This window comes from Ensifer adhaerens (assembly GCF_013283195.1).
GTDB lineage: Bacteria > Pseudomonadota > Alphaproteobacteria > Rhizobiales > Rhizobiaceae > Ensifer > Ensifer adhaerens_G.
Map to the genome: position 1 here is coordinate 192,199 of NZ_JABEKT010000004.1, position 26,266 is coordinate 218,464.

Below are 26,266 nucleotides of genomic sequence, written 5' to 3' on the forward strand. Positions count from 1 at the left end.
TCAGCCTTCCTGCTCGATCCAGAACGTGTCGGGTTTGTAGACGCCGAAGTAACTCGTCGGATCGAAGCCGTAGAGCGCGGATTCCGGGACGTTCTTTATCTTGTTGGCGACGAGGATTGGTTGCAGCGAGGAGTTTACGAGGCCGATCGAGAAGACCTGATCGGTGTAGATCGATAGCATCCGCCCCCAGATTTCCGCGCGCTCCGCATCCTCGGCCGAGCGCCGCCAGCGCTCCAGCAGCTCCGTCAGTTCAATGGCGGCCGGCAGATCGGGCGCCTGCCCCATCTCCCCATGCGAGAGATAGTTGAGCCCCCAGACCGGCCATTGCAGCTGATCGTCGGCGGTCGGCGCCAACTGTCCGGGGTTCATGTCCGCCGTCGGCACGCCATTGTCGAGCCCGAACCACATGGACATGGTGATCTCGCCACCGACAGCGCGGCTACGGAACGTGTCGCGTTGCGACGTGCGGATGAACAGGGAAATGCCGACTTTCTGCCAGTAGTCGGTGATCAGTTGCAAGACATCGGTCTCAAGCGTGCTTTCGCCCGCGGTCTCGACCACGATCTGCGCGGCGCGGCCGTCCGAGAGAATACGAATACCATCGCTGCCGCGGTCCGTCAGGCCGGCTTCATCCAACAGCGCGTTGGCCTGCACCGGATCGTGGGCGATCCAGGCGGAGGCGTATTCCGGCCGGAACAGCGGGCTCTCGGGTAGAACCGTGTCGGCACTTTCCTTGGTCAGCCCGTAGAAGACGGCCTTATTGATCTCTGAACGGTCGATGGCCAGCGACAACGCTCGCCGGACACGCACATCCCGCAGCAGCGGACGCCAGACCGGATCGGAGCAGTTGAGGTTGGGAAGCAGCGCAAGCCGTGAGCCTTGCGTCTTCTTCCACAACTTGACCGTGACGGGATAGCGCTTCTCCGCGTCCTTCAGGAAGGTGTAATCGATGAAATCGATATTCGCCGCTTGCAGGTCGCTTTCACCGGTGCCCGCTTTCGCGGGGATCAGTGCCGGCGAACTGACATTGAGGACAAACTTATCGATGTAAGGCAGTTGCAGACCGTTCTCGTCAACCCTGTGATAATAGGCATTACGCTCGAAAACGAATTGTTCGGCCGGCATCGGTGTCGTGTTGCGCCAAGGGTCAAGCGTCGGCAGATCGGGATTTTCCGGACGATAGGAACGGGCCATGCGCATATGCAGCTGGCTCCATTTCTTGACCCTTTGTTCCTTCATGATCGCCTTGAGCTTGTCCTCTTCCTGGTACTTTTCGTGGAATTGCTTGAGGTAGGCGGCCGGCATTGCCAGCACCAAAGGCTGCGGCGCCGCGAGCTTCTGCAGGAAATCTGGATTGGGTGTGGACCAGGAATAGCGCACGGTCCGCTCGTCGATGAGCTCGAATTTCCCGGCTTCGCCATCCATCACCAGCGCGGTCGACAAGCCTGCCGGACTGAGCTTCTCATTGAGCAGCACATCTTCCCAACAATAGCGGAAGTCTTCCGTCGTCAGCGGACTGCCGTCTGACCACTTGTGCCCCTCGCGCAAATGGAACGTGAAGATCCGATCCTCGACCGTCTCGTAGCTTTCCAGCACATCTGCGTGCATCTCGAGTTTTTCGTCGTAGCCGACGAGGCGCGAATAGCCATAGACGGTCATCAACCGTATGTCCTTCGCGCTGCCGATCAGGCTTTGAACGGTGCCGCCATGCTTGCCCGGCTGGCGGCCCATGCCGGCAACATTGATGACGCGCGGGGTCTTCGGCACCCGCTCATTGACGGGCGGCAGCTTTCCCTCGGCGACAAGCGCCTCGAAAAACTTCGGCTCGCTGGCCGCCGCAAGGAGATATTTGGGAAACGCCACTGTAGCGAGCAGGGCGAGCGCAGTTCGGCGAGTGATCATGGCCGTAACTCCCTTGCATCCACTGACTTGCGCGCCAGCACGAAGTGGTCGCCGCCGAGATCAGCAGGAAAAAGCGAACCTTCCTCACCGCCGTCACTGAACTGCGGCCCCCACCGTCGCATGTCCGATCCCTCAACTGCCTTGAGCAGATCGAAATCCAGCGGACGATCGAGATCCGGATACGGAACGGCAGCGAGCAGCGATTTCGTATAGGGATGCACTGGCTTGCGCATCAGAACCTCGCGCGGGGCGAGTTCGACGATGCGCCCTGCACACATCACCGCAATCCGATCGGCCATGTAGTCGACCACCGCGAGGTTGTGCGAGATGAACAGGCATGTCAGCCCGAGTTCCTTCTGCAGATCCTTGAGCAGATTGAGAATCTGGGCCTGGACAGAAACGTCGAGCGCCGACACCGGTTCGTCGCAGATCAACAGTTGCGGCACCAGCGCAAGCGCCCTGGCGATACCGATGCGCTGGCGCTGGCCACCGGAAAAACTGTGCGGATAGCGGTTGATGAACCGCTGATCGAGGCCAACGGCCTGCAGCAGCAGGCGAACGGTCTCGACGCGTGACTTCGCCGTACCACGGCCGTGGATCTCAAGCGGTTCGCTCAGGATATTCTTGACGGTCATGCGGGGAGAAAGTGACGACACCGGATCCTGAAAGACCATCTGGATCTTCGAGCGCAGCGTCTTCAGCTCGTCACCTTCGGCCTTGAGGACATCAATCGGCCCCTCGCCGTCGTCGAAGTTGACACTGCCGCCGTCCGGGGTGATGGCACGCATCAGGATCTTGCTGACCGTGGTCTTGCCGCAGCCGCTTTCGCCGACCAGGCCCAGACATTCGCCACGACGGATATCGAAGCTGACATCGTCCACCGCGCGATGCCGGGACAGGTCCTTCTTGCCGAACCAGGAAGTTTTGCGCGTGCCATAGGTCTTGGAAAGGTTGCGCACCGACAGAAGGACGTCGGGGCCAGGCGCCTTGCCGGAATCCTTCGCTCCGAGCAAAGTCCCTGCCTTGACCGGCACTTCGCGAAGCGCCTTTAGCCGCTCGCCCGGCTTCATGTCGAAATGCGGAACGGCGGCCATCAGGCCCTTGAGATAGGGGTGCTGCGGATTTCGGAAGATCGCATCGACCGGGCCCGCCTCGACGATCTGGCCGTGGTAGATCACCACGACTTCGTCAGCCATGTTGGCGACCACGCCAAGGTCGTGGGTGATCAGCAGCATCGCCATGTTGAGCTTGACCTGCAATTCCCGCAGCAGCTGCAGGATCTGCGCCTGCACCGTCACGTCGAGCGCCGTCGTCGGCTCGTCGGCGATCAGCAATGCCGGCCTGCAGATCAGCGCCATGGCAATCATCGCGCGCTGGCGCATGCCGCCGGACAGCTCGAAAGGATACATGTCATAGGCCCGCTTCGGGTTGGCGAACCCAACCAGACCAAGCAGTTCTTCCGTGCGGGCGCGCCGTTCCGGCTTTTCCGCATCCGTATGAATCTTCAGAACTTCGGAGATCTGGTTGCCGATCGTATGGAGCGGCGACAGCGATGTCATCGGCTCCTGGAAGATCTTGCTGATGCGTGTGCCGCGCAAGGCACGGATTTCCTCGCCTTCCCGTTCCAGCGAAAGCAGATCGATCGGCTTGCCCTTGGTATCGGGATCGTCGAACAGGATCTGTCCACCGACACGCGCAACATTCGGAAGAATGCCCATGACAGCCTGGCTGATGGCCGACTTTCCGGAACCGGATTCGCCGACGAGGGCCGTCACCTTTCCTGGCAAAACTCTGAAATTCGCTTCCTTGACGGCTTCAACTTTGCCGCCGAGCACCGAGAATGTGATCCGCAGACCTTCAACTCGAAGCAGGTCCGCCCCTGATGTCATCGCAGCACGCTTCCCTCATCGCCCGTGTATCCGTCGCCTCTAAAAAAGACTATCGCAGCTTCAGGAGGCTGTCCAGCTTAGGCCTTGCAACCACAGCATAGTTCACGGTCGCGTCGCAATCATCAGGGAAAGGGGCAAGCCTCTTTGGCCAGCACGTCGGCGCAGTTCGGCGAGCGACGGAAATCGTCGTAATAGAGCGTCCAGTCCGTCACGTCGGCCGCACGATACGGACCGAACTTGAAATACTGGTTATGGCCGAGACCCTTGTCGTCATGCCCGACATGGCCCTTGACGGTGATGATCGGCTTACCATTGGCATAGAGTTCGATATGGCCGGCGCCATCGGCGCCGGGCTTCGTGTAGATCGCGAAATCGATCCAGCCCGATTTCGGATCCGGCAGCGGATTGCCGTGGTTCGTCACGGCGATGGCGTCGGTGCAGGCATTGAACAGTTTGCCGTCGTCCGACCTCCACGCAGGATCTGTCGCCACGAGCATGCGCATCTGGTTGATGCCCGGGCGCCCCCAGACCGGCACTTGACCCGGTCTGCAGGCGGCAGCAACGCCGTCCGGCCCCGAAGATGCCGGCGCGATGTAGTTGGTCTCCACCGTTGCAAACAGCTTGCCGAAATTCATGCGCAATGCCAGGAACGGACTGAAATCGCCTTCCGCCCCCGGTTCGATTTCGCGCTTCCATTGCGCCACGAGGTAGCGGTGGTCGCCGGATGGGATCGGATCGGCGAACTTCACCGAGAAGCCGTACCAGATACCCTGGTCATAGGGCACCCGAAGCTCCGTCTTCTCCCAGATCTCCGCTCTCTCGCTGCAGCCATCAAGTGAATCCGGGCAGACTGGCACGACACTCAGCTTAAGACCGCCATTGCCGCTGCGTTTGACGGCGCTCTGAAACTCGACCGTGCCCGCGCTCTGTTCGAAATTTTCCCGGTAGTAAAGCCCGCCATCCGGCGAGAACTCCTTTCCCTCGAAACCGTCGTAAAGTTTGGTTTCCCACGGTTGCGCAGCCGCAACGCCAGTGATGAAGAAGCTCGCGATGATAAGGGCTGTTCGGAACATTGCGGTCCTTACTGAAGCATCTTGTCGATGAGGCCGCGCGGCGGCTGCAACGGACGGGTGTTGCGATGAAGCAGCATGACATGTTCGGCCTCCGAAAGTCCATCCTGCAAAACATCGTCGAGGCGCTCGTCCGTCTTCGGCAGAAGTGCTGCCTCGTTCGGGTAGAGAATGGTGAACTTCTGGCGCACACCCCGCAGTTTTTCCTGGCCCAGCGCCGTCCAGTCGCCGCCGCAATAATTGACGAAGGCCTCACTGGCGACGATGCTATGGGCGTATTTCTTCGTGAGGTTCTGCAACCGCTGCACCTCGTTGACCGCCGAACCGAAGGCCGAGAACGTCAACCGGTCGCGAAGACCGACATTGCCGAACATCACATTGCCGACATGCAGGCCGACGCCGTAACCGATCGGATCGCGCCCCTGCTTGCGCCGCTCGGAGTTGAGCAGTTCCATACGGGCCGTTGCGGCGCGCACCGCGCCAAACGCTTCGCGGGCCGCAAACTCGGACGGTTCCTTGTGCCGTCCACAGGGATACACCGCAAGGAAACCGTCACCGACAAAGCTCAGAATGTGGCCACCATTGCGGTTGAACGGTGCGGCAATCGCATCGAAGTAGCCGTTCAGCGTTTCGATATAGGACTGGCGCCCCTCCTTTTCCGCAAGCATGGTTGAGCGGCGCATGTCGGCCATGACAAGGATGGCGCGCACCGTCTCGCCGTCGCCGCGCCGGACCTGCCCGCTCATCACCCGACGGCCGGCACTCGACCCGAGATAGGTTGTCAACATGTTGTCGGCGAGCTTGCCGAGAACGGCCATCTTGGCCGCAACCGCCAGATGGTTCTGCAGCCGCAGCAACGCTCCGATCACATCATCGGTGAAGCCGCCATGCTGGTCCGTCGTCCAGGAGCCGACCATCCCGTGGCCGGAATCAGCACCGAGCGACTGCATGAAGGCGATATAGTCGGTCGCCCCCTGCTCCTTCAGTTCGTCGAAGATCGGGAACTCGGACGGCGTATCCTTGTAGAGGCGCCGCCGCACATGCTCGAGATTGTTGTTGAGCAGGTAGTAGTAGGGGCTGCGCAGGAACCGCTCGGGGTTGAGCGCAAGCTCCTCATGTCGAAGACCGCTGACCTCGACGCCCTTGCCCCGCACCCAGGTGAAACCGAGCGCGTCGTAAAGCGGATGCAGCATCGAAAATGACAGGTGAACGCGCATCAAGGGCAGGCCGGCCGCAGCCAGCCGCTCGCAAAAGCCCTTGACGATCGTCTCCAGCGACTCGTCGCTGAGCGACGTCCGCATGAGCCAGTCCGCGACCTTGTCGATCAGAATTTCGGATACGTTGTCGTTTACCGGGCCCATTTCGCGTCCTCACCGTGACAGACAGTCCAGCACCATCCCTTTGCGATGGACGAACGGCCCGACAATGTGTCGGCGTTCGCTCGCGGCGGGTGATGATGATACGTGCCCGTTAAGAAAATGCTCCAACCGATTCCAGCGTCGATGACGTGCAGGCACCCGGAATGCGGCCGTTATATGCTGCAGATATTGATGGCCCTCTGCAATTTCCAGAGGTGTGACAAGTTTTATTCGTTCATCCGGCCACACGAAGATTTGATGGCTGGCTCACCAGGCGCGGTCACAGCCGGGAAGAGGTGCCGCGCTTGACTTGCAGCCTGTTTCTATCCAACAAACCACGGCATGTCGCCGAGTTGGCGCTTCCCATTCACGAGAGCTGGAACCGAACTTTGACCTCATCCCATAACGAAAGGCTGCTGGCGTCGATTTCGGCCCGCGCCGCCCATGTCGGCGTCATCGGACTTGGTTATGTCGGCTTGCCGCTGGCGATCGCAGCGGCGCGCGCGGGCTTTTCCGTCACCGGATTCGACATCGACCCGGCAAAGATCACGACACTTGATGCGCACAAGTCCTATATCGCAGCCGTACCGGACACGGTCCTTGCCGAGCAAGCGACCGCCGGACGGTTTCGCTCGACAACGGATTTCACGAGGCTTGGCGGCTGCGATGTCATTGTCATCTGCGTGCCGACGCCGCTGACGAAACACCGCGACCCCGACCTTTCCTTCGTCGAAAAGACGGCGCGCGCGATCGCTGCAACGCTGAGGACCGGTCAACTCGTCGTGCTCGAGTCGACGACCTATCCAGGAACGACCGATGGCGTTGTGCGCACCATTCTCGAAGAAACGGGGCTGAAATCCGGCGTCGACTTCTTTGTCGGCTTTTCGCCCGAGCGCGAAGACCCGGGCAATCCGGTTTACGAGACGACGAGCATCCCGAAGGTCGTCGCCGGCGACGGACCGCTCGCTGCAAGCCTGATGGAGGCGTTCTATGGGGCCGTCGTCAAGATGGTCGTTCCGGTATCGTCCAATGCCACCGCCGAAGCGGTCAAGTTGACGGAGAACATCTTCCGCTCGGTCAACATCGCCCTCGTCAACGAATTGAAGATCGTCTACGAGGCCATGGGCATCGATGTATGGGAAGTGATCGAGGCGGCCAAGACCAAGCCGTTCGGCTACATGCCCTTCTATCCGGGGCCCGGCCTGGGAGGCCACTGCATCCCGATCGATCCGTTCTACCTCACCTGGAAGTCGCGCGAATACGAGTTGCCCACCCGGTTCATAGAACTGGCCGGCGAGATCAATTCGGCCATGCCCCGGCACGTGGTCAGCCGGCTCGCCGAGGCGCTCGATCGCCATCTGGGCAAGGCGCTCAGCCGCTCGACAGTCCTCGTCATCGGCCTCGCCTACAAGAAGAACGTGCCGGACATTCGCGAAAGCCCGTCATTGAAATTGATCGAACTGATCGAGGAACGCGGTGGCCGTTGCGAGTACCACGATCCCTATGTGGCCGAGATCCCGTCGACGCGCGAATACAGCGCCCTGAAGGGCAGGCGATCGGTAGTACTCGACGAGCAATCGATACGGCGGTTCGATGCCGTGCTGGTGGCAACGGACCACGACCAGGTCGACTACGCCGCGCTTGCTGGCGCCTCGCCGCTGATTGTCGATACCCGCAACGTGTTTCACCGTCAGGGCCTGACTGGCGGGCACATCGTCAAGGCGTAGCGAAGGTCGCCTTCAGCTTACTGGCGGCCACCGCATAACCGCCGGAGGCTCCATCGACGAAATGCATGTGGTCCCGGCTCATAGGCGTGGGGACAATGCAGGTCATCAGCGCGGAATCCTGCTGATGCAGGCCGTAGCGACCGACACCGGCCGCTACGGCCTGCCGCAACCGAGCCTCGATCAGGGCGAGGCGCGCGGCACTGATATCAATGGTCATCTTGAGACCGTCGTCGAACTTGCGAAAATCGGTGTTGTTGGCGAGATCTCGTCTATAGCGGTTCGTATCGAACGTTCCCAGATTCCAGCCCATTCGAAAACAGACGAACAGCACCAATGTCTGGAGCGTGATCCACAGGCGCGCCAGAAGCCGCCCTCCCCGCGGCGACCTCGCGCGCGATTCGGCTTCGATGCCCTGGGTGGAGAAGCGCGGTTCGGGTCCGAGTTCGGGCACCGGGTGTGCGTGTCGCTCCTCCTCGTCGGCAAGCGCGACAATATCGGCGATCAGCGCCTGAAACTCAGGTCCGCTGCCTTTTTCGCCCGGCACTGCGATGATGGAGGCGATCGAACCGTGGCGCGACTGGATCGGGTTCCAACGGCAGGAAAGCCCCGTGAGATCCGGCCGTGTGCCTGGCTGTGCGGCCTCCACCTGGTACCGCCCCGCCTTCATGGCCGCTTCCGCCCAACTCGCACCACCACCGGCAAACATCGCGTAGGAAACATCCTCGCTCGCCTTGAAGCGCGCGACGCGCATGTCGAGGCCGGCGGCCCTAATATCGCTGACCGGAACCAGTGCGGCGCGCAGTTCCAGACCGAGTTCTTCGAGCACCCAGGTCTTGACGGCAGAAAGTGCATCCTTCGCTCGCCCGGACATCGATGACGGCAGGACCGCCAAGGCGCCGTCGCCGCCGAAGACAAACGGCATCGACTTCACGTCGAACGCGTTCATCAGCGCGGAGATGACGCTCGCGCCAGCCATGTTCACGGATTTGTATCGACCTTCGGCGATCGCCCCGGTTGAGTTGACGATATCGGCAAGGGCCAGCACCCAGTCGTCAGGCAATGCGCGATAGTTAGCCTCGTCTGCCACGCCTTCGAAGACGTCGAAGAGCGGCACGCTATCGTAAAATCCCGTTTCATCTACCTGTGCCATGGGTACCCCGACCTGCTGACCGTCGGCTATGTCGATAGATGTTCCACGCGAGACCGCAAGAAAAAGTTTCATACGGCATCTCCGATACGGCACGGCAACACCGGCGGTGAACGGGCTGCGGGATCGCAAGGTAAGGCCAAGTGTGCCGCTTATCGCGACGTTCCACCGTGCCGCTGTTACCTGGGGCACAGCGGCGCATGTGTGAGCATCGATAAGCTTAATGTCTAAACAATAACCCATGGCATTGCAGGGGGGTGGTCATATGTGCTTGTCTATTGGGTAAGCGCAGGCAACCAGGTCTGCGTGGGCAGCGTGAAGCCGAAACAGGAATGCAAGAAGACAACTTTCGAGTGCGGTTCTGGGGCGTAAGAGGGAGTTTGCCGGTCTCCGGCGAGCAGTTCCTGCGCTATGGGGGAAATACATCCTGCATCGAAATACGGTGCGGCAAGGAAGTCTTGCTCTTTGATGCCGGATCCGGATTGCGGGAAGCCGGCGCTTCGCTGATCGCCGAAGGGGTCGACAACTACGACCTGTTCTTCACCCACAGCCATTACGATCACATCATCGGCCTGCCCTATTTCAAGCCGATCTATAAATGCCAGTCGTCGGTACGGTTCTGGTCAGGCCATCTGCACGGCGTGATGACCACCAAGGAAATGATCCGCGACTTCATGCGGCCCCCTTGGTTCCCGGTCGATCCGGACATCTGTCAGGCGAGCCTCGAAGGCATCGATTTCAAGCCGGGTGACGTCCTGACGCCGCGCGAGGGCGTGACGATCCGCACGACGAGCCTCACCCATCCCGGCGGATGTGTCGGCTACCGCGTCGAATGGAACGGCCGCGCCGTTGCGCTCGTCTACGACACGGAGCACGAACCCGGCATCCTCGATCCTGCGGTTCTGGAACTGATCGCCGGTGCCGATATGATGATCTACGACTGCACCTATCTCGAAAGCGAGATGACGTACTATCGTGGCTTTGGGCATTCGACCGGTGACCACGGCGCTCGCCTTGCCATGGCCGCCGGCGTCAAGCGCCTGGCGATGTTCCATCACGACCCTGCGCGAACGGATGCGCAGCTGGACGCGATGGAAGTGGACGTGCAGTCTCTCTTCGCCGAAGCATTTGCCGCCCGCGATGGCCAGACTATCGATCTGTAAGATCTCTTGTCCGGCGCCAACAGCACGCGGGATGGCCTGATGTGGCGGTGAAGAGTTTTTCAAGAAAATCCCACACGGCTGCATCGTGCACGAGGTGATGGGTCAAAAGCCCGAGCGTGCCGCCCGACTGATCCTCCCTGCCCTCGACGTCGCCGCAGACCTGCCGTATGCGCTCGATGATATCGGCAATGATCAACGTGTGGTCCCTGCATCCGCGCGTGCCGCGCCAATCCATGACGTCGACGTGGGTATTGACGAGCGGGAACGGCGATGGCTTCTCCGGGCCGAAAACCGAAAGCACGGAAAACCCGATCTCGGGCAACCGTGGCGATAGAGCTGCATCGATCCGGTTCCATGGCGGCACGAGCATCGGGACGAAGTGTTCGGGAAAAAGCGTCCGCAGGCGCTCGGCGCCGCGTCGCAGTTCATCGAGGATCACCGCCGGAGGGCGATGCGCACCGAGTTCCTGCTTCTTCTCCTCTCTCGGCGCATGGTTCCGGTGCGCCCAGCCATGCGCCGCCACACCGATATCGGCACGGCCGGAGAGATGCCGCGCCAGCGCTTCGGTTGCCGGCGCAGGCGGCACGGCAAGTGTCAAGGGCACGGCATGGCTTGCCGCAAGCGACAGAAGTCGATCGAGTGGCGCAGTCGGCTCGACGGCGTCGTCGTCCCTCAACCAGAAGTCGATCTGACGTTCCCGCGCCTGAACGCGATCGAGTTCATCGATGAGCAAGTGCCAATCCGCGTCAACGGTCACGACGTCTTCTCCAGGAATTTGCCGAAAATCTCGTCCAACCGTCTTGCCGCAGCGCAAAAGGACCGCTCTTCGTGGACGAAGCGGCGGGCGCTTTCGCCATACCATCGACGGGTCTCCGGTTGATCGATCATGTGGCGTATCGCGGCCGCATAGGAATTGATATCGCCCTCCGGCGTCAGCAATCCGGTCACGCCGTCCCTGACCACCTCCGGCACTCCGGCCGTCCTTTGCGCGATAACCGGGAGTCCCGCCGCCTGCGCCTCGAGGTAGGCCAATCCATAGGCTTCGCCGCAGCCAGGCCAGAGATAAAGCGCACTTTCGCCGAGGATACCCGGGATCTCGCTCGCGTCTCTTTCGCCGAGCCATGCCAGCCGACCCGCCGGCAACGCGGCAAAAGCTTCGTGGACATCCGGCCGGCATGGCCCATCGCCGACAATGGTCATGGTCCAAGGGCGATCGGCGACCATGGAAAGGGAACGGGCAAGCATCTGATAGCTGTGCATTTTGTCGCCGCTACGCATCATCGCCACGGTGACGAGACGGCAGTCGTCGACGGCACCAGGCGATACCGATGGGAACCGCGTCGTATCGATAAAGGGGGCCAGCATCGCATGCCGGCACCCGGGCGCTGCCTCAAGCAGGCCATCGCGATCCCGCTGCGTCAGGCAGATATTGACCGCGGCCTGCTCGATGCCGGCAAGCACATGGTGTTGCGCGACCGCGCGGATGCCTTCGTTTCGGCGCAACGAGTAGGAGGCTTCGGCAGTCAGGTAGGGGATGGAAAACTCGGCCGCAAGCCCCGGCCCGATCAGGTCAGGCGCCTTGTAATAGGGGTGGTAGCAAAACCAGGCATCGGGCGGCGTTCCTGCCAGCCAAAGCTTGCGAAGACGCTCTGTTTCGCCCGCTGCCGCTGCCATCGTCAACGCAAACTGAGTGTCGGACCCATCGGCCATGAAGCTGCGCAGTTCGCTTGCGATCGACACTTCGTGCCCGGCTCGTCCCAGCGCATCGACCAACATGCGCGCCATCAGCCGGTCACCGGACGGAACAGGGTGGCTGGGCGATTTCAGCGGTGCGTAGAAGGCGATTTTCATGCAGGCTGAGCTATCTCGCCTTCCTGGTATGGTGTCAACGGCGCCAAGGCGTGCAAGTGCAGCCTTTGCCCGGGTCAATTGACCGGAATGTCGAAGTAGTCCCTTCGAACAAGCTTGAGCGATCGGTCGGGCTGGATGATGTAGCTCTCTTTGACGAAGCTGCTTCCGCTCATGAAAGTGTGCGGCACGATGCTGCCGACCGGTGCTTTCGTCAACTTGGTGCGCGGCTGCCCACCATAGGTGATACTGCCCGGTATCGGCTCCAGATCTGGCGTCGTACAGCCGGCAAGGGCAAGGCACAGCGCAGCGAGCAGCACCAATGACTTGCCGGAAGGGGACGCCCGTCCAAATACAACCATCACCAATACCTCCTTAAGCCGGAACGAAACGAAGTCCGAAAGCATGACACGCGAAGAACTGCAGCGTTTTGCGACCACGACATGCGCAAGAACAATAGACTAAAGCGCTGTCAACGAATCTCAAGGACCGCGACGCGCTTTGGCGGTCGGTGCTGGCGCACCGCAAACAGGATGCGCAACGATCGCCGGACATTCCAGACGGACCATATGATGCTTTCCGCTGGTCGCGGTTCAAGCATTATTGCTCAAGACTTCTGCCGCGGCGCGACCGCCCTCACCTTCAGATTGCGGCCGTCAGCGACAACGCTGAAGCGATCCAACGGACCGGCTGCGAACTACTGTGCGCTGGCGTCGGCCGCAGCCGGCGATTTGGCCGCGGACGTTTCCTTGGCGTGTTCCGCCAAGAGTTCGTAGGCGACATAGTACTTGTAGATATTGCTGACATATTGGACCGTCTCGCGCCCGACGATCTCGGCGGCAGCATTCTCGACGTTGCCGAACCACAGGTCAGGATCAAGCCCCATCTCTTTTGCCTTCGCCCGGAACTTGCGCAGGTTTCCCGGTCCGGCGTTATAGGCCGCAAACGCGAAGAGGAGCTGGTTGTGCGGCGTGATCTGCGGGTCGTTGATATAGACATCGACAAGATGTCTTAGATATTTCGATCCTGCCTCGACGTTGCGATCCTGATCCTTGTCGATCCCCTTGATACCGACGGACTTGTCGGCCGCGGTCGATGGCAGCAGTTGCATGACGCCAACGGCGCCGCGCGGGCTTCGCCTGGACTGATCGAGCTGCGACTCCTGATAACCTTGCGCCATCAGCATGAGATAGTCGAAGGAGTATGTGCCGCCATGCTTGCGGAAGATCTCTACCAGCTTCTGGAAGCGCTCCACGTCCGCCGGCGCATAGGCGCGCTTCAGCATCTTGTCGCTCTTGTAGTAGGTGTTCCTCAGGATGTTGCCGAATGTCGTGCCGACGCGGTGCGTCTTGACGAAGGCATCGAGCGTCGCTTTCAGCCTGGGGCTGTCCTTGCGGATCGCCCAGGCGATCTGTCCGTGGTCCGACACCAGGATGTCTTCCCGCGCCTTGATATCCTCAAAGACCGTCGCCCAGATGTCGGCCTTGTACTTATCGACAACCGTCCACGGCAGCAGGCCGGCGTTGACCATCTCGAGCACGTCTTCGTCCTCGAGGTTTTCATCCATGTCCTTGATCGATATCGGCGCTCGGCCGGCTTTGACGAAGGCTTCACTCAAGGCAGCCAGATGTTCATAGTAGCTGCTTGATTTCCGGACGCGGACCTCCTGCCCACTGAGATCATCCAGGCTGGCAATCGCCGGCGCCGATGGCCCCGTTACCAGCACTTCCTTGGCCTCGTTGAACAAGGGGTCGGTGAAATCGACCTTGGCGAGCCTTGCCTCGGTTATCGTGAGGTTACCCATCACGATATCGCCGCGCCCGTCTTCCAGCGCCGTCAGGAGATGCGCTCGCGGTACGGGCACGAAGGCGATGCGAATTTTCTCGATCTCCTTCTTCCGGGCCGCATTGAGCTCCTTCTCCAGTGCCGTCCCAAACTCCACGGCCGTGCCGAACTGCCGGCCGCGATCGATGAAGTAGATGGTCTTGCTGAACGGAACGAGAATGCGAATGAGGCGTCGCTTCTCCATGACGTCGAGATCGCCCAGATGCGGGGCGGTGATCGCCTGGAATGTACTTTCGTTCGATTGTGCCCATGAAGGTCCGATCCCCGCCATCGCGAAGAGCAGAACAAGCAATGCCAGCCGTCTCATCTTGGCCTCCCCAGCCCGAGAAAACCTACTCCTGCGGTGCGCCCTCGCCGAGTGCTACCGCGGCATTCTTCTTGGCGATGGCATCGCGCGTTGCCGCCGCTGCGGCCGCATTCTGCTCGTCGCCAGCCACCTGCACCGTCGGCGATGCGAAGGAGATGCCGTTCTCGTCGAACGCTTCCTTGATCATCGCCTGCGCCCGGCGACGGACTTGCGTCTGGTGCCCGGGCTTCGTCGTCATTGCAAAGCTCAAACTGATGCCATAGTCGCCGAAGGCCTCCACACCCTTCATCTTCACGGTCTCTATGATCATCGGACCCAGCTCGGGATCCTCGAGAAGTGCGGCACCGATGCCCTTCACCACCTTCTTCACCTTGGCGATATTGGCGTCGTAGGACACGTTGATCAGGAACTTGTCGATGACCCAGTCGCGGCTCATGTTCTGAACGGCTCCGAGGGAACCGAATGGCACGGTGAAGACCGGTCCGCGGTGATGCCGGAGCCTCACCGAGCGGATGCTGAAGGATTCGACAGTGCCCTTGTAGCTGCCGCTCTGAATGTACTCCCCGATACGGAAGGCGTCATCCGTCATGTAGAAGATGCCGCTGATCACATCCTTGACCAGGGTCTGAGAACCAAAGCCGATGGCGACGCCAAAAACGCCAGCGCCAGCGATGAGCGGACCAATCTGCACGCCAAGGCCCGAAAGGACCATCAACACCGCCACCACCAGGATGAAGGCGGCGAGGAAGTTGCGCAGGATGGGCATCAGCGTCAGCAGACGGGTGTTGCGGGCACGTTGTGCCGGATCCATCGTTTCGCAGGCCGCGTGCTTGACACGCAGGCTGATCAGGCTCTTCGTCAGCTGCCAGATCAGATCAGCCGCCAGCAGTATGACGATGCCGGCAAGGACACCACGGAAAATCCGGTTGAAGGCGTCGTCCTGGATCATCATCGATGCGTTGACGCGGAAGACAAGCGCAAGCCAACCCGCCGCCAGGGCAATGATCACAAGTCTGGCGCCGCGTTCGATCAACACGTTGCGCATCACGCGCATGTCGTCGTCGGCCGACGTGTCCAGCATCGTCTTGGCAAAGGCGCTGGTGAAACGCAGAAGCGGCGGCAGGCCGATGACGTAGAGGCCGATCCAGAACAGAACCCGCATGTCCGCCACCCACAGCAGCCACAACAGCACGAGAAATGCGACCATCATGATATTGCCGACCACACGGCGCGAGCCCGTGGTAGCGCCCGCAGGTCGCCGCAGCACGGTAAGGATCGCAAGCGCAAGCACGACAAGACCGAGAATGGCAGCAATAAAATCGCGAACGTCCGGGGAGACCGAAAGGGCGGTCATGGCGTCGCCGATGCCCCATATGCCGGCCGCAATACAAATTATCGCCGCTGACGAGCGATACCAGAACCGTGCATCCTCAGCCGTCAGCGAAAAATAGCCGGTTCGGCCGGACGGATCCGTCGCGTCGACCGGTCCGCCGGACAGTACGGCGGATGCAATAGTGATCAAAAGGCGGGCCCCGATCCAGGCAACAAGGAGCGGCGCAATGGTTTTTTCAAGCCGCAACGGCCAGTCGGCCACCGCAAGCACTGTGGTCGTGGCAATCGCGAACACGAGCAGCGGCAGCACCTTGACGAGCATCGAACGCGCAGGCCCAGTCAATTGGGCAGAACTCAATGTCCGTCTCAGCAGATAACGCAGGAGATATTCGGCGCCGTAGCCAATCACCAGGATGAAGAAGAAACCTTTGAGGATCGGCGACGAGCCGTGGTTTTCCATTTCTCCCGCCAGGCGCGCGCGCGCCGCGTGGAATTCGGGACCGATGCGCGGAAACGCTTTCGTGATGCCGGTCATGTGGCGACGGAGTTCAGCAGTCCAGCGCGCCGCAAACCCGCTCGCCGGCGCCGCATCGGCTGGCGCCGCCGTCTCCGGCGCTGTAGCGGCGGGCGTCGCTGGCCGTTTGGTGGCCAGCCATTGGCGCACTTCGGGATCATCGAGCAATTCGATCAGTTGCTGCACTTTTGCCGGTTCGGCGGCGGGTGCAGCGCCTTGCGTCTGGGCATGGCCTACGGACAGGAGCCCAAGGAATATCGTCAAAAAAGCGAGCATACGGGGCATCAGCCCCCAAACGCCATGCGACAATCTGATACCGATCATCCTGAACATTCCCCCTGCGATCGGCGGAGTGCCGATCGATTCCTGCCCTCATCCGCACAAACGCTAACACAGTCCCCGACGTTTATGCCAACTTCCGTTTCCGGTGCGCCTTTTCGGATCAACGACGACGGAAACCTCCGCCGCCACCGCCATGAAATCCGCCGCCGCCTCCGTGAAAACCACCACCGCCGGAGAACCCGCCTCCACCAAATCCGCCGCCACCACCGCCGCCAAATCCGCCGCCACCGCCAAATCCGCCCGGGCGATCGAACCCGCCCCCTCCGAAACCGCCACCGGTTGGGGCATTCAGTGGACGCTGGTTGAATGACTGGTACTCGAATGAGCGCTGATTGCCGACCTGGCGCCCGGCGCGGTCGATCGCCAGATGGTCGGGCGCTCGATTGCGGGCCGCAGTTCCGCCGCCAGTGGTGCGGCGATTGTCGATCCGCTTGTTCAGGTTTTGCGCCGCGTCCGGGTGCTGGGTCGCAAACTGCTGCCCGGACTTCTTCGCGCCCTGAATCGATGGCTTTTGAACCGGCTGCCAGCCGTCCTGCGTGTGCTTCTGCCATTGACCATTGTCGCGGCGGTAGACATTGCCGTCGCGCCCGGCATAGACGTCACCGCCCTTGCCCCCCGCGACGAAACCATGATTGCCGTCGGACGTGCGCCAACGGGCGCCAGCGGCTCCTCCAGCGGTCGAACCGCCGCTGATGCGGGCGAAATCCGACCCACGCTTGACCGCGGCCGTCCCCCAGTTGCCGTAAACGTTGCTGCCGCCGCGTGCGATCGCCGCGTTGCCCGTCCGGGGATTGTAGGCCGCGACGAAACCGCGCTCACCCGCAGGACCGTAGGCTGCCGCACCGCGAATGTAGGTGCCAGTCCGCGGGTTGTAGGCGGCACCTGCCACGATGCCGCGATAGGGGCCATAGGCGTAGCCGTAGCGTCCAAAGGTTCCGACAGCCGGATTATAGAAGGCACCTACGCCATAGGTGATGGGCCGCGGATAATAGGGCCAATAGCCGCCCCCGGCCCAGCCATAGTCCCAGTAGTCGTCATAGTACCAGCCGGTTCCATAGACGAATGTGTCCCAGGCGAGATACGCCCCCAGATAGCCCATGGTGTAGCCGAACCAGACCGCGTCCGGCTCGGTTTCATAGATCCGCACATAGGTGGCATTGTAGACCGGCGACGACGGCGGGATCGTGTAGACTTCGTCCGGAACGGCCTTCGCCACTGTGAACGGCCCGGTCGGGGTATCGCCGACAAACCAGACACCATCCTTCAGCACGAAATACTTATCGGCGACCTTGATCACCGTCTCGTTGGTGTTGACGGCGTAGGTGAGCGACGTTCCGTCGATCTTCTCGAATTTCGGGTCGCCGCTATAGGCGACATCAACCGTGACGGAGCCGTCCAGAGAGACGCGCGCTTTTTCGGGGATGCTTGCCTTTAGCCTGGCTTCGGCATTCTCCGAGGTGCCGGGAACCGATGAGCGGACGGTATAATAGGAAGCGTCCTCGGGAATATTCAGGAAATCCTGCGGTAGGTCGGGCGTAGCGAAGGTCCAGGGCCCCTCAAGCGACGCGGCCGCGAACCAGCGGCCCGAGACCAGCACGTACCAGTTCGAATCCGCATCTAGATAGAAGACGTCGCTTTCGGTGTTCGTTGCAACCTTCAGCGCGGTTCCCGGCACCGGTTCGAGCTTCGGTTCACCGTTGAAGACGAGCAACTCCGACGGCTTGTCGGAATAGACGACCTTCGGCGCCGTGCCCTTCCCGGCAACCAGAGGGATCGCCGCCTTCGCATCCTTCCAGTCGTCGCCGTCGGGCAACTTGGCGAAGAGATCGGGCAGCGCGGTTGCCGGCTGCCAGCCATTCGACAGGTCCTTCGACTGAAGCCATGCCTTTTCGTTGCGAAGGTAGTAAGTGCTGTCCGCGTCGAGCTTGAACAGATCCCAATTGGTGTTGACGGCGAAGGAAAGGCCCTCAACACCCTTGACTGGCGCGAACACGGCCTTGCCGTCCGTCTGGACAAGCAGCGCCGGCTCCTTGCTGACATAGATCGGCGGCGGATCGGCTTTCAGTCCCTCGACGTTGCCGAGCCGTTCATAGTCGGCAAGGCTCGCCGTCAGCTTGTCCTCCGACAGCGTTATGGTGCCAACAGGCATCAACTTGCCGACGTCCAGTGCCAGGTCGGCAAGCTCCTGCCGATCGAGCACCGAGAAATTGATCTCGTCGACCTTGATGTCGGAGACGATGACCTCGTTAGAGCCGCTATCCGTCACGGTCTTGCCCGTCACCCCGATGACACCGAAGATCGGCTTGGCATCGTCGGACTGCTTGTACTCGGCAGCAATCAGGGCGTCGAGATCGGTAAAATCCTTCCAGGCGTTCACCTGCGGTTGGTAGAGCGTGATCGTCGCCCCCTTGTCGGTCTTGTAGGCGCGTGGCCATCCGAGGCCTTTCGGGTCTGCATCGCTCAGGTATTTGCCGCTGACGAAGCCATCCTTTCCCTCGAAGCTGACGGCGCACCAGGTGCCGGCATCATCACATTCCTTGACGTCGACCTGCGCGCCCTCGTCTATCGCTCCCATGCTGTCAAAGCCCGTGCCCGGACCGGCGCGAAAGTTGACCGACGCCGTCGTCGTGGCGGGGCCTGCCCACGCTGGAGCGGTAGCAATGGCGAGCAGGGTCAGGGTGAAGCTTATTCCGCGCATCTCGCATCTCCGACGTGGTCGAAACTGTCTTATTGCCCGCGGGTTTATGCGCGGGTCGGTCCCACATTCTTCAACACCATCGCTCCGGCCAGATCCGCCGCAAGTACGTAACAGTAACAACGGCCGTAATTTCGGGCTTGCCTCGGCGCGCAGCGGCGCCTTCCCGAGCAATTATCCGTGTATTGGCGCCTAGTGATTGCATCGAGTCATTTATTCGAGCAAACTCATATGTATGATTTGGTGACGCCCACATGCGGAGGAAACACACGTGAACACAAAAGCACCCAGCCAGATTGATGTCTTTGTCGGTTCCCGCGTCAGGATGCGTCGGTTGATGGCCGGGTTGAGCCAGGAAAAACTGGCGGACGGACTCGGAATCACCTTCCAGCAGGTCCAGAAATACGAAAAAGGCACGAATCGCATCGGTGCCAGCCGGCTACAGGCCATCGCCGACGTTCTCGGCGTTCACCCAAGCTTCTTCTTCCAGGAAGGCGAAGAGGGCGCAACCCCGCGGGCGGGCCTTGGCGATGTGCGCGAACCCAACGAGATCTCGTCCTTCGTGTCGTCGAAAGAGGGCATTGCGCTCAACCGGGCCTTCCTGAAGATCACCGACCCGGTGCTGCGCAAGAAGATCATCTCGCTGGTCGCGGCCGTCGCACAGACGCCCGAGGCAGAAGCTGTCGCTGCCCATGGCAGTGCGACGCACGCCCCTGACCTCCACGGATAGGCCCGACCGGTTGCCGATGAGATAGCCAGATGAAATTTCGTTTGCAGACCCTCGGACGGTTACGTCTCGTCGATGAAGACGAGTGCGACGTCGCCTTCCCCGAAAAGGGTCTGCTCATTCTCGCTCAGGCGATCGCCGGCGGCCATCGCGAGCAATCGCGTAACGACGTCGCCAAGCTCTTGTGGAACGAAGTCGTTCCGAGCCAGGCCTTTGTCAATCTGCGCAAGACGATATCCCGCGTCACCTCGCGGCAGGAGGAACTCGGCCACACGTTCCTCAGTTTTTCGCCATCGACCGTCCGGATGGAGCCGGAAGCGATTGCGAGCGACCTCGACGACATCGTCGGAAACGACGATCAGGATGTGTTATCGCGTTTCCGGTGGGCCGCAGAAAAATTCCGCGACGACTTCCTCAAGGATCTGAAATCGCAGGGCCAGGCGCTGCGCGACTGGATCGCCCAGCAACGCTCCGATCATGCCGCTCTCCTGCGCGAGAGCCTGATCAACGCGGCCGACAATGCGACCGGTCCGGATCGAAGGCTCGTCAGATCGACTGCCGTCAAGCTTCTGGAGAGAAACCCCGAAGACGACGAGGTTCGCAAGATCCTCGATACTGCCCTGGCATTGGAGGGGCGGCAATTCGATGCGCGCCTGCTGCCAAGGGGTGGCCCGCTACCCGTGCCTGCCAAAGCGGCGCCATTGCCAGCCGCCGCCATTGAACCGCTGCTGGAGACCATGAGCGAGATGCGCCCGCCGCGCGTGGTGCTGCTGCCGCCAGGCGCCGGCAACGCCGACGCGACGGCAACATTGTTTGCTCATTCCTTGATCGAGGACGTCACCATCGGCCTTTGCGCACTTCGCTCGGTCTCGGTGATCGCACCCTACACTGCCGCCCAGATCAGCCTGCAGGCAGACAAGGCCAGCACCTACGAACAACACGCCATCAGCTACATCCTCGATACCCGCCTGACCAATGAGGGCAGCCGCCAGACGTTGTTTACGCAGCTCATCTTCTTTGCCAACGACGAAGTGATCTGGGCCGACCGCTTCACGCTCGATGACCGCGGGTTGATGAAGTCGCGACAGGAGATCGCGCGACAGATCGCATTCGCCATCGCCAGCCAGGTCGAGCGCAACGAGACGATGCGCAAGACCTACGAAGGCAATGGTGGCTCCTATCGCAGTTACCTGCTTGGCCAGCGCTACCTCAAGCAACTCAATCTGCCGGAGGTGCGGCGCGCCCGGAAGAGTTTCCGCGAGGCGCTCAACCAGAATGCCGACCTGGCTCCGGCCATGAGCGGGCTTGCGCGCAGTTACTTCGTCGAGTGGCTTTTGACCGCCCGCGGCGACAGCGAACTCCTGGCTCTTGCCGAACAGCACGCCCGAGAGGCGATCGCCATCGACGATACCCTTGCGGCCGGTTACCGCGAACTGGGCGTCGTCAAACTTTACAGCCGACAATTCGACGAGAGCATCGAGTTTCATGAGCGAGCCGAAGCGCTCAGCCCGCAGCACGCCAATGTGATTGCCAGCTACGCCGATACGCTCGTGCAGGCCTCGCGGCCGGATGGCGGCCTGCAAAAGATCGAAGCGGCGATCAATCTCAATCCGATCGCTCCGGACGAGTATTTCTGGACCGCCGCCGGCGCCTGCTATTCGCTTGGTCAATACGATCAGGCTCTCGCCTATATCGAGCGAATGCGCGATCCCACGCCCGCCGATCGGCTCGCCGCAGCGAGCTGGGGCATGCTCGGCAATCGCAAAAAGGCAGGCCAGTACGTGCGCAAGACGTTTGAAGTTCATCCGGACTTCAACCTGGAAAAATGGATGGCGATCGTCCCGTTCCGGGAGGAATGGCAGAAAACCCATTACGGCGAAGGCCTGCGCAAGGCTGGCTTCTAAACTGGAGCATTCCGCGTTCAAGTGGCTTCACTCAAGGCGGATAAAATGTTCTAGAATCAAAGCGCACCGGGTGTTCTCCGTGCGTCCTTACGCACGGCGCTCTCGCGCAATCACATGAGGGATAAGGGGAAAATTGATGACGGCACAAACGACACAGGTAGTTGTATTTGGCGTTGAGGGTGACGATGGCCTGTGGCTTGCCGATCTCGCGGCGGGAACTGTCACACGCATCGTAGATCCGCTCACCGGCGCCTTGGCTTCGGCAAACGAGCACAGAAATGCCGGCGCCACTGTGGTCAAGGGCGTGAACTTCGCCGTCAGGGCCAATTCGGCCGGCTCCGTCTCCGGCGGATTCATGGACGGCTAAGCCTCGGCGCGCCCGTGCATGACGATAGCCATCAATACGGATCGGGCGAACGAAAATCGCCCGATCTCAGCAAATTCCGACAATGCTGACAGATACTCCGACCGCGTCTGTGCGCCCGAAGAAACCTTCGCGCGCATCGCTTTGCTGTTGCCCGCTTTCGGCATCAGCAGACTGGCACGCCTGACCGGGCTCGACAGCATCGGCATCCCCGTCTGGAACGCGGTCTCTCCCAACGCAAAATCGATCGTCATCAATCAGGGGAAAGGCATCACCGATATCGACGCCAAGGTATCGGCGGCGATGGAAGCTCTGGAGCGTGCAGTCGCCTGCAACCCGTCGGCGCAAGTGCTAAACGCAACGCGACAGTCACTTCTGGAAAGCGGAGAAAGGGCGCTCAACCTGCCCGGCCTTGTCGCGGCAGGCGAGAGCGATCTCGGTGATGATGAACCGGCGCCATGGTTGCGCGGTTTCGATCTCATCGGTCAACAGACGACTTTCGTGCCGTTTCATGCCGCACTGCTCGACCGCACGCTCGAGCGGTGCCGCTACTGGCAGTCGTCGGACGGACTTGCCTCCGGCAACACCGAAGACGAAGCAATCCTGCACGGCCTGCTGGAACGGATCGAGCGCGATGCCGAAACGTTGTGGCGGCTGCTGCCTTTAACGGCGCGTCTGAGCACGTGCATCGACGCCGGTTCGTTCAAAGACCCCATTCTCGATGACATGACAGGACGGATTGCCGCGGCCGGTCTCACGTTCCGCCTCTTCGATATGACCAGCGACATTGGCATCCCGTGTCTGACGGCGGTCATCGCGGATACCGGCATCCTCGAGGCGAAAGAACCGCACTACCATGACGTGACCATCGGGCATGGCGCCCATCCCGATCCGCGACGCGCCGCCATCCGGGCCGTCACCGAGGCCGCGCAGTCCCGCCTCACCTATATCAGCGGCGCACGTGACGATGTCTTTCCGGAGACTTTCACCCGCAGGCTGCCGCGCGAGACCCAGCAACTGTTTGAGGCATTACCGCGCGCAGAAAACCCGGTCGCCGCGGTTGCCGGCAGCACAGCAAATTCGCTGATCGAATATGTGCTCGATGCCTTGAAGCGCGCCGGCATCGGCACCGCCGTGGCCGTTCCGCTGCTCGCCGAACCGTTGCCGTTTTCCGTGATCAAGGTCTTTGTGCCGGAACTCGAAAATCCGGATGGAGCACGCAAGCGCCGTTTCGGCGCGCGGGCACTGTCGCGCGCCCTGGAGATCGCATGAAGATCCTCTTCTGCGGCCCCACCTTGCCCGATGCGCAGGCACTGATCGGCACGGACATCGTGCTGCGCCCGCCAGCCGTGCAAGGCGACATCCTGCGCGCCACGCAGGACGGCGCGACGGTCATCGGACTTGTCGACGGCCATTTCGAACAGGTCGCGCCGGTCTGGCACAAGGAGATCCTGTTTGCGCTTTCTCAAGGGGTAGGCGTTTACGGCGCAGCCAGCATGGGCGCACTTCGTGCCGCCGAATGTGCGGCCTTCGGCATGGTCGGCGTTGGCAAGATCTACCAACAATACGCCGCAGGCGAACTCGAAGATGATGCCGATGTTGCCCTGCTGCATGGGCCGGCGGAGCTGGGCTACATGCCATTGACCCTGCCCTTGGTGAACGTCGTGGCGACGCTTGAGGATTTGTGCGCACGGCAAAAGATCGATCCTGCGCCTGCCGCGCAACTTCGGTTGGCGGCCGCCGAGATCTTCTACAAGCACCGCAGCTGGCGCGCGATCGTGGCGCGTGCCGACCTTCCAACCGGCACGGATCTGAAACGCATCGAAGCGTGCCTGTCGACCGGAACGATAAATCAGAAGCGCCTCGACGCGCTGCAACTGATCGACATCCTGCGCTCTGCCCCCGCCCTAAGGTCGACAGCGCCGGAAGGGTGGACATTCAATTCCACAAGTCTTTGGAAGCGCTTGCTCAATCAACTTGTCGCTTCATCTTAAGCACGCGGTTTTCCCATGCAACGTGTGTCACGCTCGTGTCACGCGCATCAATGAAAAGTCACGCTATGATTTGCCATGTTGAAGCGGATCGGGCTGATCCGCAGGGAACCGGGGAAAATCATGCAATCTTCGATCGCCATGTCCTTTGAACCTGAAGACAAGGAGAAGGAGCTGCTGGCGCTGGCCCGCCTTGTCACCTACGCGCGCGATTCGTCGCGCACACTGAATGTCGAAGGCGTTCAATATTGCCTCGAGCTCGCGCTCGCAGCGCTGCTCAAGGAAGTCGAGGAATGCGGCGACAAGACCGCACTGCTGACCAACGAACTCATGAGCCGCGCCAGCCTCGGAAACTGCTGAGCAGTCGGGGTCGACGTCAATTTCGCTGGTGGCATAGAAAAAAGCCCTGCTTCGCGCTCCCGCAAAGCAGGGCTTTCCATTTTAAAGCGCTTCGCGATCTTTCAGATTCACTTGACGCGCTTTAAGTTCTTGTTTTTGCGCATGTCGTTATCGCAAAACCGCGGCACACTTTTGCGTGACATGCTTTAGTCAGCCTGGCAATCCCACCAGAAACGCGAGAAGTTCAGGTCCCAGCTCTGCATCGGGATATAGGCATAGCCCTGGAGGCATTTGCTTGCGGCGTAGCGCTGCGACTCCACCGTCAGGAACACGTCGGCCTGCGCATCGGTGACCTTGCGCTGTATCTGCTTATAGAGATCGTTCTGCGCGGCCGGATCGAGCGTCTCGCGCGACTTGTCGATCAATGCGTCGACTTCCGGATCCTGCAACCATTCCATCGAGGCCCAGGTGCCTTTCGCCTTGGAGTGATACTGCACATAGAAGACGCTGTCAGGCGACGGATAGGTCGGGCCATAGAAGACCTGGGTGGTCGCCGGCGTCGTCTCCACCTTGGCAGCCAGTTCGGTGATACGGTTCCAGGGCTCCGGCTTGATGTCGAGCTCGATACCGATCTGCTCGAGATTGGCCTGCATCAACAGCGCGATGTCCTCTTCGAAGGCCAAGCCCGTGACATAGGTGTGGCTGAGCTTGATTGGCCCCTTGCCGGCATATTTCGACTTGGCAAGCTCTTCCTTCGCCTTTTCCAGGTTGTATTCCGGGGCGGACAAATCGTTGAGATAGGCATCCTTGAACACGGACGCCAATGGCCCGTTCATAGGTTCGCCGGGATGGATGACATTGCGCACGGTTTCGTAGTCGGTCGCAAGCGCAATCGCGCGCCGGACGTGGATATCGTCGGTCGGCGGGACCTGGGTGTTCATCTTGATGTAGAAGCCGGTCGCCGTCGTGCCGCGCAGGATCTTGTAGCCCGGCATCTTCTCGATTGCCTCGAAGGTCTCGTTTGCCTGGGCGCGCGCCGACATGCCGAGTTCGCCCTTTGCCGCAAGCGCCTTCACCGTCGCTTCGTCATGGGTGATGACAAAACGGATTTCGTCGATCGGTGTCCCCTTGCTCCAGCCGCCGTGATAGCCCTCGAAACGATTGACGACCATCTGCGAGGCACGTTGCCAGGATGACAGCATGTAAGGTCCAGCACCCGCCGGATGATCTGTCAGGTAGTCCGTCCCCCACTCCTCCTTGCTGTTCTCCCGGATCAGTTTTTCATTGAGAACAAGGATCAGCGGCGTGTTGCTGATGAACGGCGCATAGACCTTCTTCAGACCGATCTCCACGGTCCGATCATCGACGGCCTTCAACTTGGCGGGATCGACGATATCGGTGAAAAGGTAGGACGGACCTTCGTTGATCGCGAGCAGGCGCTTGACCGTGTAGACGACATCTGAAGCCTTGACTGGCGTGCCATCCTGGAATTTTGCGCCGTCCTTCAGCTTGAAGGTGTAGGTCTTGTCGTCATCGGAGACGCTCCAGCTTTCGGCGAGTTCCGGCACCACAGAGCCATCGGGGTTGACCGTCGTCAGACCTGAATAGAGGTTCACGGCAGCCATATACTCGGTGTAATCGTTGATCTTGCCGGGATCGATGGTGCCGAACTCCTGCGTCGCGTTGACGACGATCGACACCTTCTCCTGAGCCGCGGCCGGGGCGGTGAGTGCCGTCGTCTGCACCAGCCCCAGAAGCAGCCCTGTGATGAGTGTTCTCTTCATGTCTCAGTTCCCTTTTTG

At 61.0% G+C, this 26,266-nt stretch carries 20 protein-coding genes; 8 read left to right on the forward strand and 12 right to left on the reverse strand.

The window, feature by feature from the left end; translation table 11 throughout:
* From LPJGGPFB_RS27435 to LPJGGPFB_RS27450, 4 genes are all read right to left on the reverse strand, one after another.
* Entirely contained in the window at nt 1-1,902 is a 1,902-nt protein-coding gene (locus LPJGGPFB_RS27435; protein WP_173423100.1) for an ABC transporter substrate-binding protein, read from the reverse strand.
* A complete protein-coding gene (locus tag LPJGGPFB_RS27440) occupies nt 1,899-3,791 on the reverse strand; it encodes an ABC transporter ATP-binding protein (RefSeq protein ID WP_173423101.1) in 1,893 nt (630 codons plus the stop codon). Before LPJGGPFB_RS27440 ends, LPJGGPFB_RS27435 begins: the two co-directional genes overlap by 4 nt.
* 122 nt (nt 3,792-3,913) lie before the next feature.
* Nucleotides 3,914-4,864 carry a polysaccharide lyase family 20 protein gene (locus tag LPJGGPFB_RS27445; protein WP_173423102.1) on the reverse strand — a complete coding sequence of 317 codons (951 nt, stop codon included), beginning with the start codon at nt 4,862-4,864 and terminating at the stop codon, nt 3,914-3,916.
* An 8-nt stretch (nt 4,865-4,872) separates the two neighbouring features.
* Complete coding sequence (locus LPJGGPFB_RS27450; protein WP_173423103.1) at nt 4,873-6,222, reverse strand: adenylate/guanylate cyclase domain-containing protein; 1,350 nt, start codon at nt 6,220-6,222, stop codon at nt 4,873-4,875.
* Between the two features lie 386 nt (nt 6,223-6,608).
* On the opposite strand from LPJGGPFB_RS27450, the gene LPJGGPFB_RS27455 reads away from it, so the two are divergent.
* Nucleotides 6,609-7,946, forward strand: coding sequence for a nucleotide sugar dehydrogenase (locus LPJGGPFB_RS27455; RefSeq protein ID WP_173423104.1), 1,338 nt, complete (start codon nt 6,609-6,611; stop codon nt 7,944-7,946).
* Here LPJGGPFB_RS27455 and LPJGGPFB_RS27460 read toward each other — a convergent pair.
* Nucleotides 7,936-9,096 (reverse strand): DUF3095 domain-containing protein, encoded by a 1,161-nt coding sequence (locus LPJGGPFB_RS27460; RefSeq protein ID WP_173423435.1) that lies wholly within the window; start codon nt 9,094-9,096, stop codon nt 7,936-7,938. The genes LPJGGPFB_RS27455 and LPJGGPFB_RS27460 overlap by 11 nt on opposite strands.
* 329 nt (nt 9,097-9,425) lie before the next feature.
* Between LPJGGPFB_RS27460 and LPJGGPFB_RS27465 the strand changes: the two genes are divergently transcribed.
* Nucleotides 9,426-10,256 (forward strand): MBL fold metallo-hydrolase, encoded by an 831-nt coding sequence (locus tag LPJGGPFB_RS27465; protein WP_173423105.1) that lies wholly within the window; start codon nt 9,426-9,428, stop codon nt 10,254-10,256.
* On the opposite strand, the gene LPJGGPFB_RS27470 is transcribed toward LPJGGPFB_RS27465, so the two are convergent.
* The 6 genes from LPJGGPFB_RS27470 to LPJGGPFB_RS27495 form a co-directional block, all read right to left on the reverse strand.
* A complete protein-coding gene (locus LPJGGPFB_RS27470; RefSeq protein WP_173423106.1) occupies nt 10,243-11,013 on the reverse strand; it encodes a polysaccharide deacetylase family protein in 771 nt (256 codons plus the stop codon). The genes LPJGGPFB_RS27465 and LPJGGPFB_RS27470 overlap by 14 nt on opposite strands.
* Nucleotides 11,010-12,107, reverse strand: coding sequence for a glycosyltransferase family 4 protein (locus LPJGGPFB_RS27475; protein WP_173423107.1), 1,098 nt, complete (start codon nt 12,105-12,107; stop codon nt 11,010-11,012). Before LPJGGPFB_RS27475 ends, LPJGGPFB_RS27470 begins: the two co-directional genes overlap by 4 nt.
* A gap of 74 nt (nt 12,108-12,181) precedes the next feature.
* Nucleotides 12,182-12,466, reverse strand: coding sequence for a hypothetical protein (locus tag LPJGGPFB_RS27480; RefSeq protein WP_234903103.1), 285 nt, complete (start codon nt 12,464-12,466; stop codon nt 12,182-12,184).
* 335 nt (nt 12,467-12,801) lie between these two features.
* Nucleotides 12,802-14,256, reverse strand: a complete 1,455-nt coding sequence (locus tag LPJGGPFB_RS27485) for an MltF family protein (protein WP_173423108.1) — start codon at nt 14,254-14,256, stop codon at nt 12,802-12,804.
* A gap of 25 nt (nt 14,257-14,281) precedes the next feature.
* Nucleotides 14,282-16,426, reverse strand: coding sequence for a mechanosensitive ion channel family protein (locus tag LPJGGPFB_RS27490; protein ID WP_427858559.1), 2,145 nt, complete (start codon nt 16,424-16,426; stop codon nt 14,282-14,284).
* A 118-nt stretch (nt 16,427-16,544) separates the two neighbouring features.
* A complete protein-coding gene (locus LPJGGPFB_RS27495) occupies nt 16,545-19,142 on the reverse strand; it encodes an SH3 domain-containing protein (protein WP_173423109.1) in 2,598 nt (865 codons plus the stop codon).
* Between the two features lie 268 nt (nt 19,143-19,410).
* Here LPJGGPFB_RS27495 and LPJGGPFB_RS27500 point away from each other — a divergent pair, with 268 nt between their 5' ends.
* The 6 genes from LPJGGPFB_RS27500 (at nt 19,411) to LPJGGPFB_RS27525 (ending at nt 24,485) form a co-directional block, all read left to right on the forward strand.
* Nucleotides 19,411-19,869, forward strand: coding sequence for a helix-turn-helix domain-containing protein (locus tag LPJGGPFB_RS27500; RefSeq protein ID WP_173423110.1), 459 nt, complete (start codon nt 19,411-19,413; stop codon nt 19,867-19,869).
* A gap of 29 nt (nt 19,870-19,898) precedes the next feature.
* A complete protein-coding gene (locus LPJGGPFB_RS27505; RefSeq protein ID WP_173423111.1) occupies nt 19,899-21,770 on the forward strand; it encodes an AfsR/SARP family transcriptional regulator in 1,872 nt (623 codons plus the stop codon).
* Between the two features lie 136 nt (nt 21,771-21,906).
* Nucleotides 21,907-22,137, forward strand: a complete 231-nt coding sequence (locus tag LPJGGPFB_RS27510) for a hypothetical protein (RefSeq protein WP_077502012.1) — start codon at nt 21,907-21,909, stop codon at nt 22,135-22,137.
* An 18-nt stretch (nt 22,138-22,155) separates the two neighbouring features.
* Entirely contained in the window at nt 22,156-23,406 is a 1,251-nt protein-coding gene (locus tag LPJGGPFB_RS27515) for a YcaO-like family protein (protein WP_173423112.1), read from the forward strand.
* Nucleotides 23,403-24,128 carry a TfuA-like protein gene (locus LPJGGPFB_RS27520; protein WP_173423113.1) on the forward strand — a complete coding sequence of 242 codons (726 nt, stop codon included), beginning with the start codon at nt 23,403-23,405 and terminating at the stop codon, nt 24,126-24,128. The genes LPJGGPFB_RS27515 and LPJGGPFB_RS27520 overlap by 4 nt, the downstream gene beginning before the upstream one ends.
* Before the next feature lie 120 nt (nt 24,129-24,248).
* Nucleotides 24,249-24,485: a hypothetical protein gene (locus LPJGGPFB_RS27525; RefSeq protein WP_025428511.1), complete on the forward strand. Its 237-nt coding sequence runs from the start codon at nt 24,249-24,251 to the stop codon at nt 24,483-24,485.
* A gap of 185 nt (nt 24,486-24,670) precedes the next feature.
* On the opposite strand, the gene LPJGGPFB_RS27530 is transcribed toward LPJGGPFB_RS27525, so the two are convergent.
* Entirely contained in the window at nt 24,671-26,248 is a 1,578-nt protein-coding gene (locus tag LPJGGPFB_RS27530; RefSeq protein WP_173423114.1) for an ABC transporter substrate-binding protein, read from the reverse strand.
* Between the last annotated feature and the right edge of the window lie 18 nt (nt 26,249-26,266).

Coding starts and splice junctions, on each gene's coding strand:
- LPJGGPFB_RS27435 (WP_173423100.1), bottom strand. CDS start 1,902: ATGATCACTCGCCGAACTGCGCTCGCCCTGCTCGCTACAGTGGCGTTT.
- LPJGGPFB_RS27440 (WP_173423101.1), bottom strand. CDS start 3,791: ATGACATCAGGGGCGGACCTGCTTCGAGTTGAAGGTCTGCGGATCACA.
- LPJGGPFB_RS27445 (WP_173423102.1), bottom strand. CDS start 4,864: ATGTTCCGAACAGCCCTTATCATCGCGAGCTTCTTCATCACTGGCGTT.
- LPJGGPFB_RS27450 (WP_173423103.1), bottom strand. CDS start 6,222: ATGGGCCCGGTAAACGACAACGTATCCGAAATTCTGATCGACAAGGTC.
- LPJGGPFB_RS27460 (WP_173423435.1), bottom strand. CDS start 9,096: ATGGCACAGGTAGATGAAACGGGATTTTACGATAGCGTGCCGCTCTTC.
- LPJGGPFB_RS27465 (WP_173423105.1), top strand. CDS start 9,426: ATGCAAGAAGACAACTTTCGAGTGCGGTTCTGGGGCGTAAGAGGGAGT.
- LPJGGPFB_RS27475 (WP_173423107.1), bottom strand. CDS start 12,107: ATGAAAATCGCCTTCTACGCACCGCTGAAATCGCCCAGCCACCCTGTT.
- LPJGGPFB_RS27480 (WP_234903103.1), bottom strand. CDS start 12,466: ATGGTTGTATTTGGACGGGCGTCCCCTTCCGGCAAGTCATTGGTGCTG.
- LPJGGPFB_RS27485 (WP_173423108.1), bottom strand. CDS start 14,256: ATGAGACGGCTGGCATTGCTTGTTCTGCTCTTCGCGATGGCGGGGATC.
- LPJGGPFB_RS27490 (WP_427858559.1), bottom strand. CDS start 16,426: ATGATCGGTATCAGATTGTCGCATGGCGTTTGGGGGCTGATGCCCCGT.
- LPJGGPFB_RS27495 (WP_173423109.1), bottom strand. CDS start 19,142: ATGCGCGGAATAAGCTTCACCCTGACCCTGCTCGCCATTGCTACCGCT.
- LPJGGPFB_RS27505 (WP_173423111.1), top strand. CDS start 19,899: ATGAAATTTCGTTTGCAGACCCTCGGACGGTTACGTCTCGTCGATGAA.
- LPJGGPFB_RS27510 (WP_077502012.1), top strand. CDS start 21,907: ATGACGGCACAAACGACACAGGTAGTTGTATTTGGCGTTGAGGGTGAC.
- LPJGGPFB_RS27515 (WP_173423112.1), top strand. CDS start 22,156: ATGACGATAGCCATCAATACGGATCGGGCGAACGAAAATCGCCCGATC.
- LPJGGPFB_RS27520 (WP_173423113.1), top strand. CDS start 23,403: ATGAAGATCCTCTTCTGCGGCCCCACCTTGCCCGATGCGCAGGCACTG.
- LPJGGPFB_RS27525 (WP_025428511.1), top strand. CDS start 24,249: ATGCAATCTTCGATCGCCATGTCCTTTGAACCTGAAGACAAGGAGAAG.
- LPJGGPFB_RS27530 (WP_173423114.1), bottom strand. CDS start 26,248: ATGAAGAGAACACTCATCACAGGGCTGCTTCTGGGGCTGGTGCAGACG.